This window comes from Herbidospora sp. RD11066, assembly GCF_054661255.1.
The window spans coordinates 750,116-764,602 of record NZ_BAAGDO010000001.1 but is presented as its reverse complement, the minus strand read 5'-3'; the positions used below and the strand labels follow the sequence as shown (position 1 = coordinate 764,602).

The 14,487-nt window shown below is 68.4% G+C and carries 14 protein-coding genes and 2 pseudogenes; 3 read left to right on the top strand and 13 right to left on the bottom strand.

Annotation, left to right across the window (positions count from 1 at the left end):
* The 7 genes and pseudogenes from ACYQ78_RS03515 to ACYQ78_RS03485 form a co-directional block, all read right to left on the bottom strand.
* Positions 1-659, bottom strand: a pseudogene (locus tag ACYQ78_RS03515) (hypothetical protein); the annotation flags it as partial.
* On the bottom strand, positions 656-1,201 hold the full coding sequence (gene scpB / locus ACYQ78_RS03510) for an SMC-Scp complex subunit ScpB (RefSeq protein WP_459799182.1): 546 nt from the start codon (positions 1,199-1,201) through the stop codon (positions 656-658). The pseudogene ACYQ78_RS03515 and the gene scpB, both read right to left, overlap by 4 nt.
* Entirely contained in the window at positions 1,188-2,015 is an 828-nt protein-coding gene (locus tag ACYQ78_RS03505) for a segregation and condensation protein A (RefSeq protein WP_459799181.1), read from the bottom strand. Before ACYQ78_RS03505 ends, scpB begins: the two co-directional genes overlap by 14 nt.
* A gap of 21 nt (positions 2,016-2,036) precedes the next feature.
* Positions 2,037-2,927, bottom strand: coding sequence for a ParA family protein (locus ACYQ78_RS03500; RefSeq protein WP_459799180.1), 891 nt, complete (start codon positions 2,925-2,927; stop codon positions 2,037-2,039).
* A gap of 103 nt (positions 2,928-3,030) precedes the next feature.
* Positions 3,031-3,948: a site-specific tyrosine recombinase XerD gene (gene xerD / locus ACYQ78_RS03495; protein WP_459799745.1), complete on the bottom strand. Its 918-nt coding sequence runs from the start codon at positions 3,946-3,948 to the stop codon at positions 3,031-3,033.
* 15 nt (positions 3,949-3,963) lie between these two features.
* A complete protein-coding gene (locus ACYQ78_RS03490; protein WP_459799179.1) occupies positions 3,964-4,575 on the bottom strand; it encodes an NUDIX domain-containing protein in 612 nt (203 codons plus the stop codon).
* On the bottom strand, positions 4,572-6,233 hold the full coding sequence (locus ACYQ78_RS03485) for a CTP synthase (RefSeq protein WP_459799178.1): 1,662 nt from the start codon (positions 6,231-6,233) through the stop codon (positions 4,572-4,574). Before ACYQ78_RS03485 ends, ACYQ78_RS03490 begins: the two co-directional genes overlap by 4 nt.
* 142 nt (positions 6,234-6,375) lie before the next feature.
* On the opposite strand from ACYQ78_RS03485, the gene ACYQ78_RS03480 reads away from it, so the two are divergent.
* Both ACYQ78_RS03480 and ACYQ78_RS03475 read left to right on the top strand, forming a co-directional pair.
* Positions 6,376-7,038 carry an acyltransferase gene (locus ACYQ78_RS03480; protein WP_459799177.1) on the top strand — a complete coding sequence of 221 codons (663 nt, stop codon included), beginning with the start codon at positions 6,376-6,378 and terminating at the stop codon, positions 7,036-7,038.
* A 40-nt stretch (positions 7,039-7,078) separates the two neighbouring features.
* Positions 7,079-7,678 carry a DUF4126 domain-containing protein gene (locus ACYQ78_RS03475; RefSeq protein ID WP_459799176.1) on the top strand — a complete coding sequence of 200 codons (600 nt, stop codon included), beginning with the start codon at positions 7,079-7,081 and terminating at the stop codon, positions 7,676-7,678.
* 93 nt (positions 7,679-7,771) lie between these two features.
* Here ACYQ78_RS03475 and ACYQ78_RS03470 read toward each other — a convergent pair.
* The 4 genes and pseudogenes from ACYQ78_RS03470 to uvrB all read right to left on the bottom strand — a co-directional run.
* Positions 7,772-7,858 (bottom strand): annotated as a pseudogene (locus tag ACYQ78_RS03470) (response regulator); the annotation flags it as partial.
* Between the two features lie 118 nt (positions 7,859-7,976).
* Positions 7,977-8,555: a hypothetical protein gene (locus ACYQ78_RS03465; protein WP_459799175.1), complete on the bottom strand. Its 579-nt coding sequence runs from the start codon at positions 8,553-8,555 to the stop codon at positions 7,977-7,979.
* Positions 8,556-8,571: 16 nt separating this feature from the next.
* Positions 8,572-8,919 (bottom strand): VOC family protein, encoded by a 348-nt coding sequence (locus tag ACYQ78_RS03460; protein WP_459799174.1) that lies wholly within the window; start codon positions 8,917-8,919, stop codon positions 8,572-8,574.
* Complete coding sequence (gene uvrB, locus ACYQ78_RS03455) at positions 8,916-11,027, bottom strand: excinuclease ABC subunit UvrB (RefSeq protein ID WP_459799173.1); 2,112 nt, start codon at positions 11,025-11,027, stop codon at positions 8,916-8,918. The genes ACYQ78_RS03460 and uvrB overlap by 4 nt, the downstream gene beginning before the upstream one ends.
* Before the next feature lie 166 nt (positions 11,028-11,193).
* On the opposite strand from uvrB, the gene ACYQ78_RS03450 reads away from it, so the two are divergent.
* Complete coding sequence (locus ACYQ78_RS03450; protein ID WP_459799172.1) at positions 11,194-11,967, top strand: sporulation protein; 774 nt, start codon at positions 11,194-11,196, stop codon at positions 11,965-11,967.
* A gap of 48 nt (positions 11,968-12,015) precedes the next feature.
* Here ACYQ78_RS03450 and ACYQ78_RS03445 read toward each other — a convergent pair whose 3' ends face one another.
* Positions 12,016-13,158 (bottom strand): ArsB/NhaD family transporter, encoded by a 1,143-nt coding sequence (locus ACYQ78_RS03445; protein WP_459799744.1) that lies wholly within the window; start codon positions 13,156-13,158, stop codon positions 12,016-12,018.
* 747 nt (positions 13,159-13,905) lie between these two features.
* Complete coding sequence (coaE, locus tag ACYQ78_RS03440) at positions 13,906-14,487, bottom strand: dephospho-CoA kinase (protein ID WP_459799743.1); 582 nt, start codon at positions 14,485-14,487, stop codon at positions 13,906-13,908.

Genomic DNA, 14,487 nt, shown 5'->3' with positions numbered 1-14,487 from the left:
TCGGAACGCGGACGGTCATCACGCGCGGGCCGGTCGTTACCGAACGACCGCTGCGGCCGGTCACCATAAGGGCGAGCAGGCCGGTCATCGTTGTAGGAACGCTGCGGCCGGTCACCGTAAGGACGGTCGGAACGCGGACGGTCATCACGCGCGGGCCGGTCGTTACCGAACGACCGCTGCGGCCGGTCACCATAAGGGCGAGCGGGCCGGTCATCGTTGTAAGAGCGCTGCGGCCGGTCGTCACGCGAGGGCCGGTCGTTGTTGAAGGAGCGCTGCGGCCGGTCGCCGTAGGGACGGTCGGAACGCGGGCGGTCGTCGCGCGCGGGGCGGTCGTTGTTGTAGGACCGCTGCGGCCGGTCGCCGTAAGGGCGGTCGGAACGGGCGCTGTCGTCGCGGGGGCCGCTCCGCTGGGGCCGGTCGTCCCGGGATCCGTAGGTCCGGTCGCCGCCGCGGGAGTCGCGGGCGCCGGAACCGCCCCGGTCGCTGCGGAAGCCGGAGCCGCCCGAGGAGCCGGAGCCGCCCCGGTCGTCGCGGGAGCCGAAGCCACCCCGCTTGGCGGGGCCACCGGAACCGGAGCCGGAGCCGCGGGCGCCTGAACGGCCCGCGCGGAAGGAGTTGCCTCGACCGCGTCCATCACCGGACGGGGTTCGCTTGTTCACTTGGATTGCTCCTCAAGAGTGTCGTCGTCGGGGAGGAAGGGCGCGAGTTCGGGGAGCTCGGAAAGGTCCCGCAGGCCCAGCCTCTCCATGAAGTAGCTGGTGGTCCGGTAGAGCACGGCCTGGCTCTCCGGGTCGGTCCCGGCCTCTTCGACGAGGCCGCGGGCGGCGAGCGTGCGCATGACGCCGTCGCTGTTGACGCCGCGGATCGCCGCCACCCTGGCCCGGCTGACGGGCTGTCGGTAGGCGACCACGGCGAGGGTCTCCAGGGCGGCCTGGGTCAGCCGCGCCTGCTGGCCGTCGCGCACGAACCGCTCCACCAGCGGAGCGCATTCGGCGCGGGTGTAGAGGCGCCATCCTCCGGCGACCTCTCTCAGATCAAAACCCCTCCCGGCGGAGGTGTATTCCGCCGACAGTTCGCGCAGTGCGGCCCCGACCTCGACGGTCGGCCGTTCGAGGACCTGCGCGAGGGTGATCTCCTCGACGGGTTCGTCGACGACGAGAAGGATGGCCTCGAGCCCCATCCGGAGGTCAGACACCTTCATCCTCTTCTCGTCGCGACTCGTCGTAGTCGTGGCCGACGAGCACGTTGCCGTCGGCCGTTCCGGTCCAGGTCACGTAGAGATCCCCCAGAGGCTCGGCCTGATCGAAGGTGACCGCGGACTCGCGGAACAGCTCCAGAACGGCGAGGAACCTCGCCACCACTTCGAAAGGGCCGGCGCAGTCGGAGGTCAGCGCCCGGAATGTCGCGGTGCCCGCCCGGCGCAACCGCTCGACCAGGATAGCGGCCTGTTCGCGTACGGAGGCGAGGGGTTGGTACATGTGGGTGACGGAAACGGTGGGCGGGAGCTTCGGGGTGAACGCCCTGCGGGCGATCTCGGCCAGCCGTTCGGGCCCGATCCCGAGCACCAGCTCGGGCAGCAGGTTCGCGAACGCGGGCTCCAGCGGCACCACGCGCGGGAAGCGCAGCGCCTCCTCGGCCATCCGCCCCGAGAAGATCTTCGCCACTTCCTTGTACGCCCGATATTGCAGCAACCGCGCGAACAGCAGGTCACGGGCCTCCAGCAGGGCGAGGTCCTCTTCGTCCTCCACCTCGCCGGTCGGCAGCAGCCGGGCCGCCTTGAGGTCGAGCAGGGTGGCCGCGACCAGCAGGAAGTGGCTCGTCTGGTCGAGGTCCCACTCGGGGCCCCGCGACCGGATGTAGGCGATGAACTCGTCGGTGACCTTGCTGAGCGACACCTCGGTGATGTCGAGCTTGTGCTTGGCGATCAGCCCGAGCAGCAGGTCGAAGGGGCCCTCGAACACCTCAAGGTGGACGTGGAAGCCCTCTTCAGGCGCTGCGGTCTCCGGCTCGGTCACCGAGCCATTGTCCCCCAGAACTCAGTGCCGCGCGGGCCAGCGGACGAGCACCTCACGGGCCAGCTCACGGTAGGCGGTCGCACCCATCGAACCCGGGTCGAACTGGGTGATCGGCTCACCGGCCAGGGTGGCGTCGGGGAAGCGGACGGTCCGGTTGATGACGGTGTGGAAGACCTTGTCGCCGAAGCCCTGCATGATCGTCGCGAGGACCTCGCGGGCGTGGAGGGTGCGGGGGTCGTACATGGTGGCGAGGAGACCGTCGATCTCCAGCGTCTTGTTGAGGCGCTCCTGGACCTTGGAGATCGACTCCATCAGCAGGGCCACGCCGCGCAGCGCGAAGAACTCGCACTCCAGGGGGATCATGACGCTGTGGGCGCAGGTCAGGGCGTTGACCGTGAGCAGGCCCAGCGAGGGCTGGCAGTCGATCAGGCAGATGTCGTAGTAGGGAAGCAGGGGCTCCAGGCTGCGCTGGAGGGCGTATTCCCTGGCGACCTCGTTGACCAGCCGAATTTCGGCGCCGGAGAGGAAGATGTTGCTGGGCAGCAGGTCCATGCCCTCGACGCTGGTGGCCAGCAGCGCGTCTTCCGCGGTGACGTCGGGCTCCTCCATGAGGAGGTCGTAGATCGTCGTCTCGAGCGGGCGGGGGTCGATGCCCAGGCCCACCGAGAGGGCGCCCTGCGGGTCGAAGTCGACCAGCAGCACCTTCTGCCCGACCTCGGCTAACGCGGCGCCGAGGTTGATCGTGGTGGTCGTCTTACCGACGCCACCCTTCTGGTTCACCATGGCGACGACCCGCGCGGGACCGTGGCTCTCGGGCGCGGGCGGTTCGGGGAAGACGGGGCGGGGGCGCCCGGTCGGACCCAGGGCACCCGGATTCGCCGCGGTCCACGTCTCGTCTGTGGTCGCAGTCACCTGTTGAACCTCCCTGACGGTCCCGAATCGGACCGAATCTAGAGGGTAGTCACGTATGCGGCAAGGCGCCGCGCCCAAGCAAAGCAAGGGTAATGGAAGTGCATCACCTGCGTGCGCGGGGATGCGCAGCGGCGTACACCTCTCGGAGCCGGTCGACCGTCACCAGTGTGTAGACCTGAGTGGTGGTCACCGAGGCGTGGCCCAGCAGTTCCTGCACCACCCTAACGTCGGCGCCGCCGTCGAGAAGGTGGGTTGCGAACGAATGGCGCAACATGTGCGGGGACACACCGGACAGACCGGCCCGCTCGGCGGCCGACTGGAGGACCTCCCAGGCGCCCTGACGGGTCAGACGGCCGCCCCGGGCGTTGAGGAACAGAGCGGGCGTTCCCCGGCCGTGAGAGGCGATCTGAGGGCGCGCCCGGACGAGATAGGAATCGAGGGCCGATCGGGCATAGCGGCCGAGAGGAACGATCCTGGTCGTACCGCCCTTGCCGCGCAGCACCACCTGTGAGGCCGCGGCGATGTCGTCGACCGCCAGGCCCACCGCTTCGGAGATGCGGGCGCCCGTGCCGTACAGGACCTCGAGAAGGGCGCGGTTCCGGAACGTCAGAGGCGCCTCGTCGGGGCCCGAGGCGGCGATGAGACGTTCCACGTCGTCGACGGTGATCGCCTTCGGCAGCCGCCGCAGGGTGCGCGGGGGGCGGACCTGGTTGGCCGGGTCGTGCCCCGAGACGCCCTCGCGCAGCGCGAACCGGTGGAGGCCCCTGACGGCCGAAACGGCCCTGGCCGCCGAACTGGCGACCAGGGCCGGATGATCGTCGTCGCCCTCCCGCAGCGCCGCCAGGAAGCTGACCACATCGGCCTCGGCGACCTGGCCGATGGAGCACAGGCCGCGCGAGGACAGATGGTCGACGTAACGTCGCAGGTCACGGCGGTATGAGGCCAGCGTGTTCGCCGAAAGGCCCCGCTCCACCGCCAGATGGGCGAGGTAGCTGGTGAGTACGACTTCCGGCGAGCTCAGCGTAGGTCCCCTGGTTCAGGCCTCCGGCGCGGTCGCGGCCCGCAGGCCCTTGAAGTCGTCGGAGGATGCGGCGTACGCGGCGAGAATACCGGCGATGGCGGGGGAATTGTGGATCATTCCGGCCAGCGCCTTCTCTACCGCTTCGTCCAGAGGTACCCATTCCACGGGCATGTCGATCTCTTCGTGATGCCGGACGTAGGTGTTCTCTTCGTCAGGAATCCTTTCCAGACCCCTGGCCAGGAAGACCCGGTTGCGCTCATTGCTCATCCCCGGCGAGGTGAAGAGATCGACCAGGGTGTGCCAGGTCGTTGCCCGGTAGCCGGCCTCCTCGGCCAACTCCCTGGCCGCGCACTCGACCAGAGACTCGCCGGGAACGTCGCGAATACCTGCGGGCAGCTCCCAGAGCAGTTTGCGGACGGGATGGCGGTACTGCCGCAGCAGCAGCACTCGCCCGTGCTCGTCGATCGCGGCCACCGACACCGAACCGGGATGCATCACATAGTCACGGTCGGCTGTCTTTTCCCCCGGCATCACGACCGTGTCCGTCACGGCCGAGATGATCCGCGCGGAGAACCGTTCACGTGACCCGGTGACCTCCCACTTCTCGCCGACGTCGGCGACGATCACTTGGCCTTCACCGCCTTGGCGCGGCCCTCGCCATGCGCGATCGAGGCCGCGATGAGGCCCCGGAACAGCGGGTGTGCCCTGGTCGGACGCGAGCGGAACTCGGGGTGCGCCTGCGTACCGATGAAGAAGGGATGCTGGTCGGCGGCCAGCTCGGCGTATTCGACCAGACGGCCGTCGGGCGACAGGCCCGAGAACGTCACGCCGACCTTCTCCAGGCGCTCGCGGTAGGCGTTGTTGACCTCGTAGCGGTGGCGGTGCCGCTCGTCGGCCTTGGCCTTCCCGTAGAGCTGGCGGGCCAGCGAGCCCTCGCTGAGCTTGGCGGTGTAGATGCCCAGCCGCATGGTGCCGCCCATGTCGCGCTCACCCGCGACGACGTCCTCCTGGTCGGCCATCGTCGAGATGACCGGGTGCTTGACGTCGGGGTCGAACTCGGCGCTGTTGGCCCCCTCGATGCCGGCCAGGTTGCGGGCCGCCTCGATGACCATGCCCTGCATGCCCAGGCAGATGCCCAGCAGGGGGATCTTGTTCTCTCTGGCGTGCCGGATCGCGCCGATCTTGCCCTCGATCCCCCGCACACCGAAGCCACCGGGGATGAGCACCCCGTCGACGCCGTCGAGCTCGCGTGCCGCCCCCTCCTGGGTCTGGCAGTCGTCGCTGGTCACCCAGCGGATGTTGACCCTGGCGTCGTTGGCGAAGCCGCCGGCTCGCAGGGCCTCGGTGACCGAAAGGTAGGCGTCGGGCAGGTCGACGTATTTGCCGACCAGCGCGATGGTGGCCTCCTTGGACGGCTTGTGAACCCGCTTGAGAAGTTCATCCCATTCGGTCCACTCGACGTCGCGGAACGGCAGCCCCAGGCGGCGCACGACGTAGGCGTCGAGGCCCTCGGCGTGCAGCACCTTGGGGATGTCGTAGATCGACGGCGCGTCGATGGCGGAGACGACGGCATCTTCGTCGACGTCGCACATCAGGCTGATCTTGCGCTTGAGGGAGTTGGTGATCGGCCGGTCGGACCGGCAGACGATCGCGTCGGGCTGGATGCCGATGCTGCGCAGCGCGGCGACGGAGTGCTGCGTCGGCTTCGTCTTCAGCTCCCCGCTGGGCCCGATGTAGGGCAGCAGCGAGACGTGCAGGAAGAAGACGTTGTCGCGGCCCACCTCGTGGCGGACCTGCCGGACCGCCTCCAGGAAGGGCAGCGACTCGATGTCGCCGACGGTCCCGCCGACCTCGGTGATGACGACGTCGACGTCGGGGCCCGCCATGCCCCTGATGCGGTCTTTGATCTCGTTGGTGATGTGCGGGATCACCTGCACGGTGTCACCGAGATACTCGCCGCGGCGCTCTTTGGCGATGACGTTGGAGTAAACCTGGCCGGTTGTGACGTTCGCCGAACCGTGCAACTCGGTGTCGAGGAAGCGTTCATAATGGCCGACGTCGAGGTCGGTCTCAGCGCCGTCATCGGTGACGAAGACCTCACCGTGCTGGAACGGATTCATCGTTCCGGGGTCGACGTTGAGGTAGGGGTCGAGTTTCTGCATTGTCACACGGAGCCCGCGGAGCTTGAGCAGCCGGCCAAGACTGGAGGCCGTCAGGCCCTTGCCGAGGCTGGAGGCGACGCCGCCGGTGACGAACAGGTGTTTGGTGCTAACGGCGTTTCGCAAGGAGTCTCCCGTGGTCCGAAAAAGTGTCGGCCATGTCCACGGGCTTCGAGCCTATCAAAGCCTGGTGTCCCCAGCCCACCCACGTGCGGTAACCCGCCATGGATGGCGATTTCACAAGAAGGTAACTTGATCCGTTATGTCGATGAGGCGACGGTTGCTCGGCCGTCTGATCCACCGGATGTGGGATGTCGTACGAGATGCGGGAGCCATCAGCCCGCACTCTCCGGCCGGATACCGCTTCCGCAGGCTGGGCGACGGCGTGTGCATCGCCTTCCCGGTCGGAGCCATCTTCGGTGAGCAGTGGATCGAGATCGGCGACCACACCCTGATCGGCGAACGGGTGTCGATCTCGGCCGGCATGTGGCCCGGCATCGACCTCGGCCCGTCGTCGCTGGTCCGCATCGGCGGCTCCTGCTCGATCGGCCGCGGCAGCCACATCGTCGGCCACCAGTCGATCGACATCGGCGACCACGTCTTCACCGGCCCGTACGTCTACATCACCGACCAGAACCACGTCTACGACGACCCGTCGATCCCGGTCGGCCGCCAGTGGCCGCGTAACAATCCGGTCAGCATCGGCGAGGGCTCCTGGCTCGGTACGGGCGCCATCATCCTGCCCGGCACCCGCATCGGCCGCCAGTGCGTCGTCGCAGGTGGGGCCGTAGTTCGGGGCGAGTTCCCGGACCACTGCGTGATCGCCGGGGTGCCCGCGAAGATCGTACGGCGGTACTCTCCGGAGGAGGGCTGGGTGGCGCCGGAGGTCCGGTTGATGCGGATCGCCGGAACTTCCGGGGATATTTCGTAATAGTGGGTCGTTGTCCCCCTCGAAGGGAGGTCGATCCGCTGTGTTAGCGACACTGACCGGGCTGGGCCTGTCGACGGCGGCCGGCCTGAACGCCTACATCCCGCTGATGGTCGTCGGCGTCCTGGCCAACGTGACCGACGCGGTGAAGCTGCCGTCCGAATACGCGTGGCTGTCGAACGGCTGGGTGCTGGGCATCATCGGGGTGCTCCTGCTGGCCGAGTTCGTCCTGGACAAGGTCCCGGTCGTCGACCACGTGAACGACATGATCCAGACCGCGGTCCGCCCTGCTGCCGGTGGCGTGGTCTTCAGCGCGACCTCGGCGGCCTCGCAGCTCGACAACTCGACGTGGATGGCGGAGCACCCGGCGGTCGGCTGGGTGCTGGGCATCGTGACGGCCTTGATCGTCCACACGGTGAAGTCGAGCGCGCGACCCGTGGTCAACGCCACGACGGCCGGAGTCGGCGCCCCGGTCGTGAGCACGGTGGAAGACGCGAGCTCACTGAGCCTGAGCCTGGTGGCCGTCTTCCTGCCTTTGCTGGTGCTGGTCTTCCTCGCGGCCTTCATCGTGATCGGCTGGCTGGCACTCCGAAAACTGAGACGCTTCAAACAGACCCGCCGAGCAAGATCCGCAGTGGTCTAACGGCACTGCCGCGAACCTCGCACAAGAACCGGTGCATGCCGGATGCAGGCGCCCTAGTGTCTCCCGTCGCGAAACACCGTCAGGATTCAACACGATTCGCTCGGCGGCCGAAATGCCGTCGAGGACGGGCATCTGCTCACCGCGGATCACCAGGTCCGGCCGGACCTCGGTGACGAGCCGACCCATGCGGCAGGTGGGCGCTGGAGGATCGGCCAATGCTGCAAGCGGGCACATGAGAGCCCACGCATGCGACACGTGGGCGCTGAACCCCGAAGCCTGACCAGGTGAGCGAGCTCTCTCAGTTCTCGGCGAGGTGGGCGAGAGGTGCCATCAGGGTCTCGTAGTCGATGCCTCGCTTGATCAACGCGCCCGCCCGCTGGGCTTCCCTGATCGTGGGCAGCCATCCCGCCAGCATCGGCGACAGCAGCGCCCGCCGACCCCAGAGATCCATCGCCGACCCGGACCGATGCGGGTTGCGGATGATCGCCACGTTCACCCGGATGGCGTGCTCGTTTCCCGGCGGCACCCCCGCCCTGTCGGTCTCCCTCGCCGAGAACCGGAACCCGTGGGCCAGGTCGCACGGCCCGCACCCCACCGGCCCCCGCCCGAGGAACGCCCCGCACTCCCCGCAGGGCACCCGGTCCATCGCGGCGTCGACCACCCGCCAGTCGTGGGCCTGCGGCTCGTCGACGACCATCTCGGCCAAGGTTCGCTCGTCGGCGGAGGAACCGTACTCCCGGAGGAGGCCCGGCCACACCGACTCGACGATCGCGTCGACGAGGGCCAGGCAGTCGGCGCAGTCAGGCGCTCCGCCGTATCGGAACCACCCGCACGACGGACACCGCGCCATCAACGACCCCACGGCGGGACGGCTCACCGGGATCACCTCGCGCTCAATCCGAGGCGGGACCACCGCCGAAGCCGATCTCGTTGCCGTCGGGGTCGCGGTAGGTGACCTTGCGGACGCCGTTCGAGTAGGTCTCCTGCTGCGCCGGCTCCAGCCCCCGCTCGGCGATCCCCGCCAGCACCGTGTCGAGATCGCTCACGAAGACCGTGTTCAGCGCATGACCGGCCCGCTCGGGGAGCAGCTCGATGTACACATACCGATGCTCCCCGAGCCCCCACACGGCCTCCACGTCGTTCGGGAAGAACTCTGGCGGCGACCCCAGTAACCGTTCGTACCAGTCGAGGGCCACGGCGAGGTCGGACACCGGGATCCCCGCGAACAGGTCGCCGGTCACCCCACGCCCGCCGTCTTCATGTCGCGGACCTCACGCTTCAGCTCCTTGATCTCGTCGCGCAGCCGGGCCGCGACCTCGAACTGGAGGTCGGCCGCCGCGGCGTGCATCTGCTCGGTGAGCGATTCGACCAGGGACTCGAGCTGGGCCCGGGGCATCTCCCCGACGATCGCCTTGGCGTGCTGGCCCGCCTGGCGCGACTTCAGGCCCGGGACGGGGGCCTTGCCGCGCGACTGCTGGCGACCGCCGCCGCCGAGGAGCTCGGCCGTGTCGGCGTCTTCGCGGTTCAGCGAGTCGAGGATGTCGGCGATCTTCTTGCGGAGCGGCTGCGGGTCGATGCCGGCCGCCTCGTTGTAGGCGATCTGCTTGGCCCGGCGCCGGTTCGTCTCGTCGATCGCCCGCTCCATGCTGGGGGTGATCTTGTCGGCGTACATGTGGACCTGGCCCGAGACGTTTCGCGCCGCACGCCCGATGGTCTGGATCAGCGACGTCTCCGACCGGAGGAAGCCCTCCTTGTCGGCGTCGAGGATGGCGACCAGCGACACCTCGGGCAGGTCGAGGCCCTCACGGAGGAGGTTGATGCCGACCAGGACGTCGAACTCGCCCACCCGCAGCTCGCGCAGCAGCTCGATGCGCCGGAGCGTGTCGACCTCGCTGTGCAGGTAGCGGACCCGGATGCCGTTCTCCAGCAGGTAGTCGGTCAGGTCTTCGGACATCTTCTTGGTCAGCGTGGTGACCAGGACCCGCTCGTCGCGGTCGGCGCGGGTGCGGATCTCCTCCATCAGGTCGTCGATCTGGCCCTTCGTGGGCTTGATCACGACCTCGGGGTCGACCAGGCCGGTCGGGCGGATGACCAGCTCGACGAACTCGCCCTTCGCCCGGCCCAGCTCATAGGGGCCCGGGGTGGCCGACAGGTAGACCGTCTGGTCGATGCGGCCGAGGAACTCCTCCCACTTCAGCGGGCGGTTGTCCATCGCCGACGGCAGGCGGAACCCGTGGTCGACCAGGGTGCGCTTGCGGGAGGCGTCGCCTTCGTACATCGCGCCGATCTGGGGGACGGTCTGGTGGGACTCGTCGAGGACCAGCAGGAAGTCTTCGGGGAAGTAGTCGAGCAGGGTGTAGGGGGCCGAACCGGCCTCACGGCCGTCGATGTGGCGGGAGTAGTTCTCGATGCCGGAGCACGAGCCGATCTGGCGCATCATCTCGATGTCGTAGGTCGTGCGCATGCGCAGGCGCTGGGCCTCCAGCAGCTTGTTCTGGCCCTCCAGCTCGGCCAGCCGCCCGGACAGCTCGGCCTCGATGCTGTTGATCGCGCGCTCCATGCGCTCGGGACCGGCCACGTAGTGGGACGCCGGGAAGATGTAGAGCTCGGTGTCCTCGGTGATCACCTCGCCCGTGAGCGGGTGGAGCGTGGCCAGCTTCTCGACCTCGTCGCCGAACATCTCGATGCGGACGGCGAGCTCTTCGTACTGAGGAATGATCTCGATCGTGTCGCCACGCACCCTGAAGGTGCCCCGGGTGAAGGCGAGGTCGTTGCGCGCGTACTGCATGTCGACCAGGCGGCGCAGCAGGCGGTCACGCTCGATCTCCTGGCCGACCTTCAGGCGCAGCATGCGATCGACATATTCCTGCGGGGTGCCCAGGCCGTAGATGCACGACACCGAGGCGACCACGATCGTGTCGCGGCGGGTCAGCAGCGAGTTGGTCGCCGAGTGGCGCAGCCGCTCGACCTCCTCGTTGATCGAGGAGTCCTTCTCGATGTAGGTGTCGCTCTGCGGGACGTAGGCCTCAGGCTGGTAGTAGTCGTAGTAACTGACGAAGTATTCGACCGCGTTGTTGGGCAACATCTCGCGCAGCTCGTTGGCGAACTGGGCCGCGAGCGTCTTGTTGGGCTGCATCACCAGGGCGGGCCGCTGGAGCTTCTCCACGAGCCACGCCACCGTCGCGGTCTTACCGGTTCCGGTCGCGCCCAGGACGACGGTGTCCTTCTCCCCCGCGCTCACCCGCCGTTCCAGCTCGGCGATCGCCGTCGGCTGGTCACCGGACGGCGACATCTCTGTGACGACCTGGAAGGGCGCCACCTTGCGCTGCAAATCTGTTACCGGCCTCACGCCTCCATAACCTACGCGCCCCCACCGACAATTCCGGGGGTCACCCGTTTGCAAGCCGACGGCAAGTCAGCCCCGTTAGGTTACAGAAGCACCAGGTTGGGGAACCCCGCGGCCTGAGTCGGCCGTTAAGCGATCAACCGTCACAAATTAGTAGGAGCCTCCTAAAATGGTCTTCCGCAAGCTCATGGCCGCCTTCGGCGCCGGCGTCGAGGTCGACACGGTCCTCGCCACTTCGACCGTCCGCCCCGGCGACACCCTCTCCGGCCAGGTCAATTTCGCGGGTGGCGGCAGCGACTACAACGTCGAGGGCATCTTCATCGACTTCACGGCGGTCGTGGAGGTCGAGAGCGGCGACAACGAATACCACGCCAACTACAGCTTCCTGCGCCAGCAGGTCGCCGGCCCCTTCCACCTCACCGCTGGCGCCCGCCACTCCGCGCCCTTCCAGATCCCGGTCCCGTGGGAGACCCCGATCAGCGCTATCGGCGGCCACCCGCTGCGCGGCATGAAGCTCGGCGTGAAGACCGAACTGTCCCTCGCGGGCGCGCTCGACAAGGGCGACCTCGACCCGCTGTTCGTCACCCCGCTCCCCATCCAGGAGCACCTGATCATGGCGCTCGACCGCCAGGGCTTCCGGTTCAGCAAGGCCGACCTCGAGCGCGGCACCCTCCAGGGCTCCCGCATGCCGTTCTTCCAGGAGATCGAGTACTACGCCGGCCCCCAGTGGAGCCGCCACTTCAACGCCCTCGAACTGACCTTCATCACCAGCCCCCACGCGGTCGACGTCATCCTCGAGGCCGACAAGCGCGGCGGCTTCATGAGCTCCAGCCACGACACCTACAACCGCTTCACGGTCCCCCTCAACGGCGACCTGGGCGCGGCCGAGCAGGCCCTCAACAACGGCCTCCACCAGATGGCCCAGCGCCGCGGCTGGTTCTAACGGCTCTTTCTTTCCGGTACGGCTTCCGCGACGCGGGAGCCGTTTCCCTTATCCGGGGAGAACCAGCACCCCGAACCCCACGCAACAGACCGCCAGCCCCAGCCCGGTCGCCACGAACCTGCCCACCGGCACCCGCAGCCCGAACCGCCGGCACTGCTCGAACCACAGCAACGTGGCCAGCGACCCCCAGGGCGTCACGATCGTCCCGGCGTTGGTCCCGATGAGCAGCGCGAGAATGGCCCGGGTATCTCCCGGCGGAAGTCCCTGCTCGACCGCGACGTAGGCGGGCAGATTGTTGACCACGTTCCCCAGCCCGCCCCCCAAGGCCGCCACGGCGAACGGGTCGCCGCCCCCGAGCCCGTCGAGCACCCCTTGGGCCTCCAGCGCCCCCACGACCAGGAACAGCCCGGTCACGAACACCAGCAGCCCCCACGGGATCAGCGCGAACGACAACCGCCCCCGATCCCGCCACGCGAACACCCCGACCGCGACGACCGCCGCCACCACGGCGGCCACCTCGATCGGCACCCCACCCAGCACCGCGACGGCGAACGTCAGACAGGCGGCGGCGAGCACCCTGAACACCACGGGATCCCCGATCTCCACCTTCTCCGGCAGCGTGTACGAGGCCGGGTGGCGCCGCCAGTAGAAGATCCACAGGAACACCGCCGTGAGCGCGAGGATCACCACCTGCGGCAGCCACATGTGGCGCGCGAACTCCAGCGGCGGCAGATTGAGCCGGTCGGCCGCCAACAGGTTCGTCAGGTTGGAGACCGGGAGCAGCAGACTGGCGGTGTTGGCCAGCCAGACGGTGGTCATCGCCAGCGGCAGCCCCGGGATGCCGGAACGGGCCGCCATCGCCAGCAGGACCGGAGTGAGCAGAACGGCCGTCGTGTCCAGGTTCAGGAAGATCGTGGAAACGGCCGCGAACCCGAAGCAGACGGCGAAAAGAGCCGGATAACGCCCCTTGCCGGTACGGGCCAGCGTCGCCGCGACGACATCGAAGACCCGCGCCTCCTTGGCCAGCTCGGCCAGCACGATGACGGCACAGAGGAACACGAGCAACGGCGCGATCCGCCGAAGACCGCCTTCAGCGGCGGCCCAGGGAAGCACGCCCGTGGCCAGACACACCAGCCCGGCGAGCAACAGCCCACCCCGAACCCAGTCGAGCACCCGCAACCGCTTCAACACCGAACCCAACCCGATCACCCAGCCGCCCGAGCCCCACCGATCGTGACCGCCCCGGCGAAAGATTGTGCCCGACCGGAAAACGGCCCCGAGCCCCGACCCGGAAACCCGGGCTCAGGGCCCTGATCCCGGGGTCACCACGGCCGGCTCACGGCCGCCAGGGCGCCCTGATCGTGCCCCGCAGCATGGCGCCGCCGAGAAAGAATGATCGCGCTTCGTTGACGGCAACCTCCCCCATCCGCCGACAGGTGGTGAGGTCGTCCCCGACCACAGAACGTGGAGGAAGACACCCTCAGAGGCGTAGCTCCGTCCGCTCGCGTCCGGGGCGCGGTCGACTATGTCGGTCCACTGCGGGCCCTGATCCTGCGGGAAGGCAGACACCGTGCCGGTGCCGTCGGCGAGCAGCTGCCAATCCTCTGCCGGGGGAACCGGCAGTCGATGCCCGCGATCACCAGATCGCTGCCGTCCTTATCCTGAGCACCGCGTGGCGCCTGGCTCAAGGACTGCCCCAGAAGCAGGCGCTTGCAGACGTGCTGTCCCGATTCGAATGGGCCGCCGATGTCGACATCACCGAAGTGACAGCCGAGGAGATCGCCGCCTCCCAGCAAGAGGTCGCCAAGGACACGGGCGCCCGCCCGGGACCGGCTACGAGGCGATGCGGTAGATATCCCGCCCATCTCCGCGCCGGGACCCGATGACACACCGTCGCAAGGGCCCGGAGGCTGGGCTGCCGTCTCGTTGTCGGTGTTCTCAGCTCGACGTCAGCCGGGCCCACGCCTCGTCGATCTGGCGGTCGAGGTCGTCGACGGTGCCGTTGTTGTCGATCACCGTGTCTGCGATCGACAGCCGCTCCTCGCGGGACGCCTGGGCCGCGATGCGGGCCCGTGCGTCCGACTCGGACATGCCCCGGTTCTCCGCCAGCCGGCGGATCCGGGTCTCGTCGTCGGTGTCGACGACGATCACATGGTCGAAGGTGGGTGCCAGCTTGTTCTCGGCCAGCAGCGGTACGTCATAAACGATCACGCCACCCTCCGGAACATCGTCCAGAAGCTGCTGGACGCGCTCGCCGACCTTCGGATGGACGATCCCGTTCAGGGTTGTGAGCTTCTCCGCGTCGGAGAACACGATCGAGCCGAGTTTCTCCCGGTCGAGGGCGCCGTCGGGGCGCAGGACCTCCGTCCCGAAGGCGGCGACGATCTCGGCCAGGCCCTCGGTGCCCGGTTCGACGACCTCGCGGGCGATCTTGTCCGCGTCGATGACGACCGCGCCGCGTGCGGCCAGCCGCTTGCTGGCCTCGCTCTTGCCCGACCCGATGCCGCCGGTGAGCCCGAT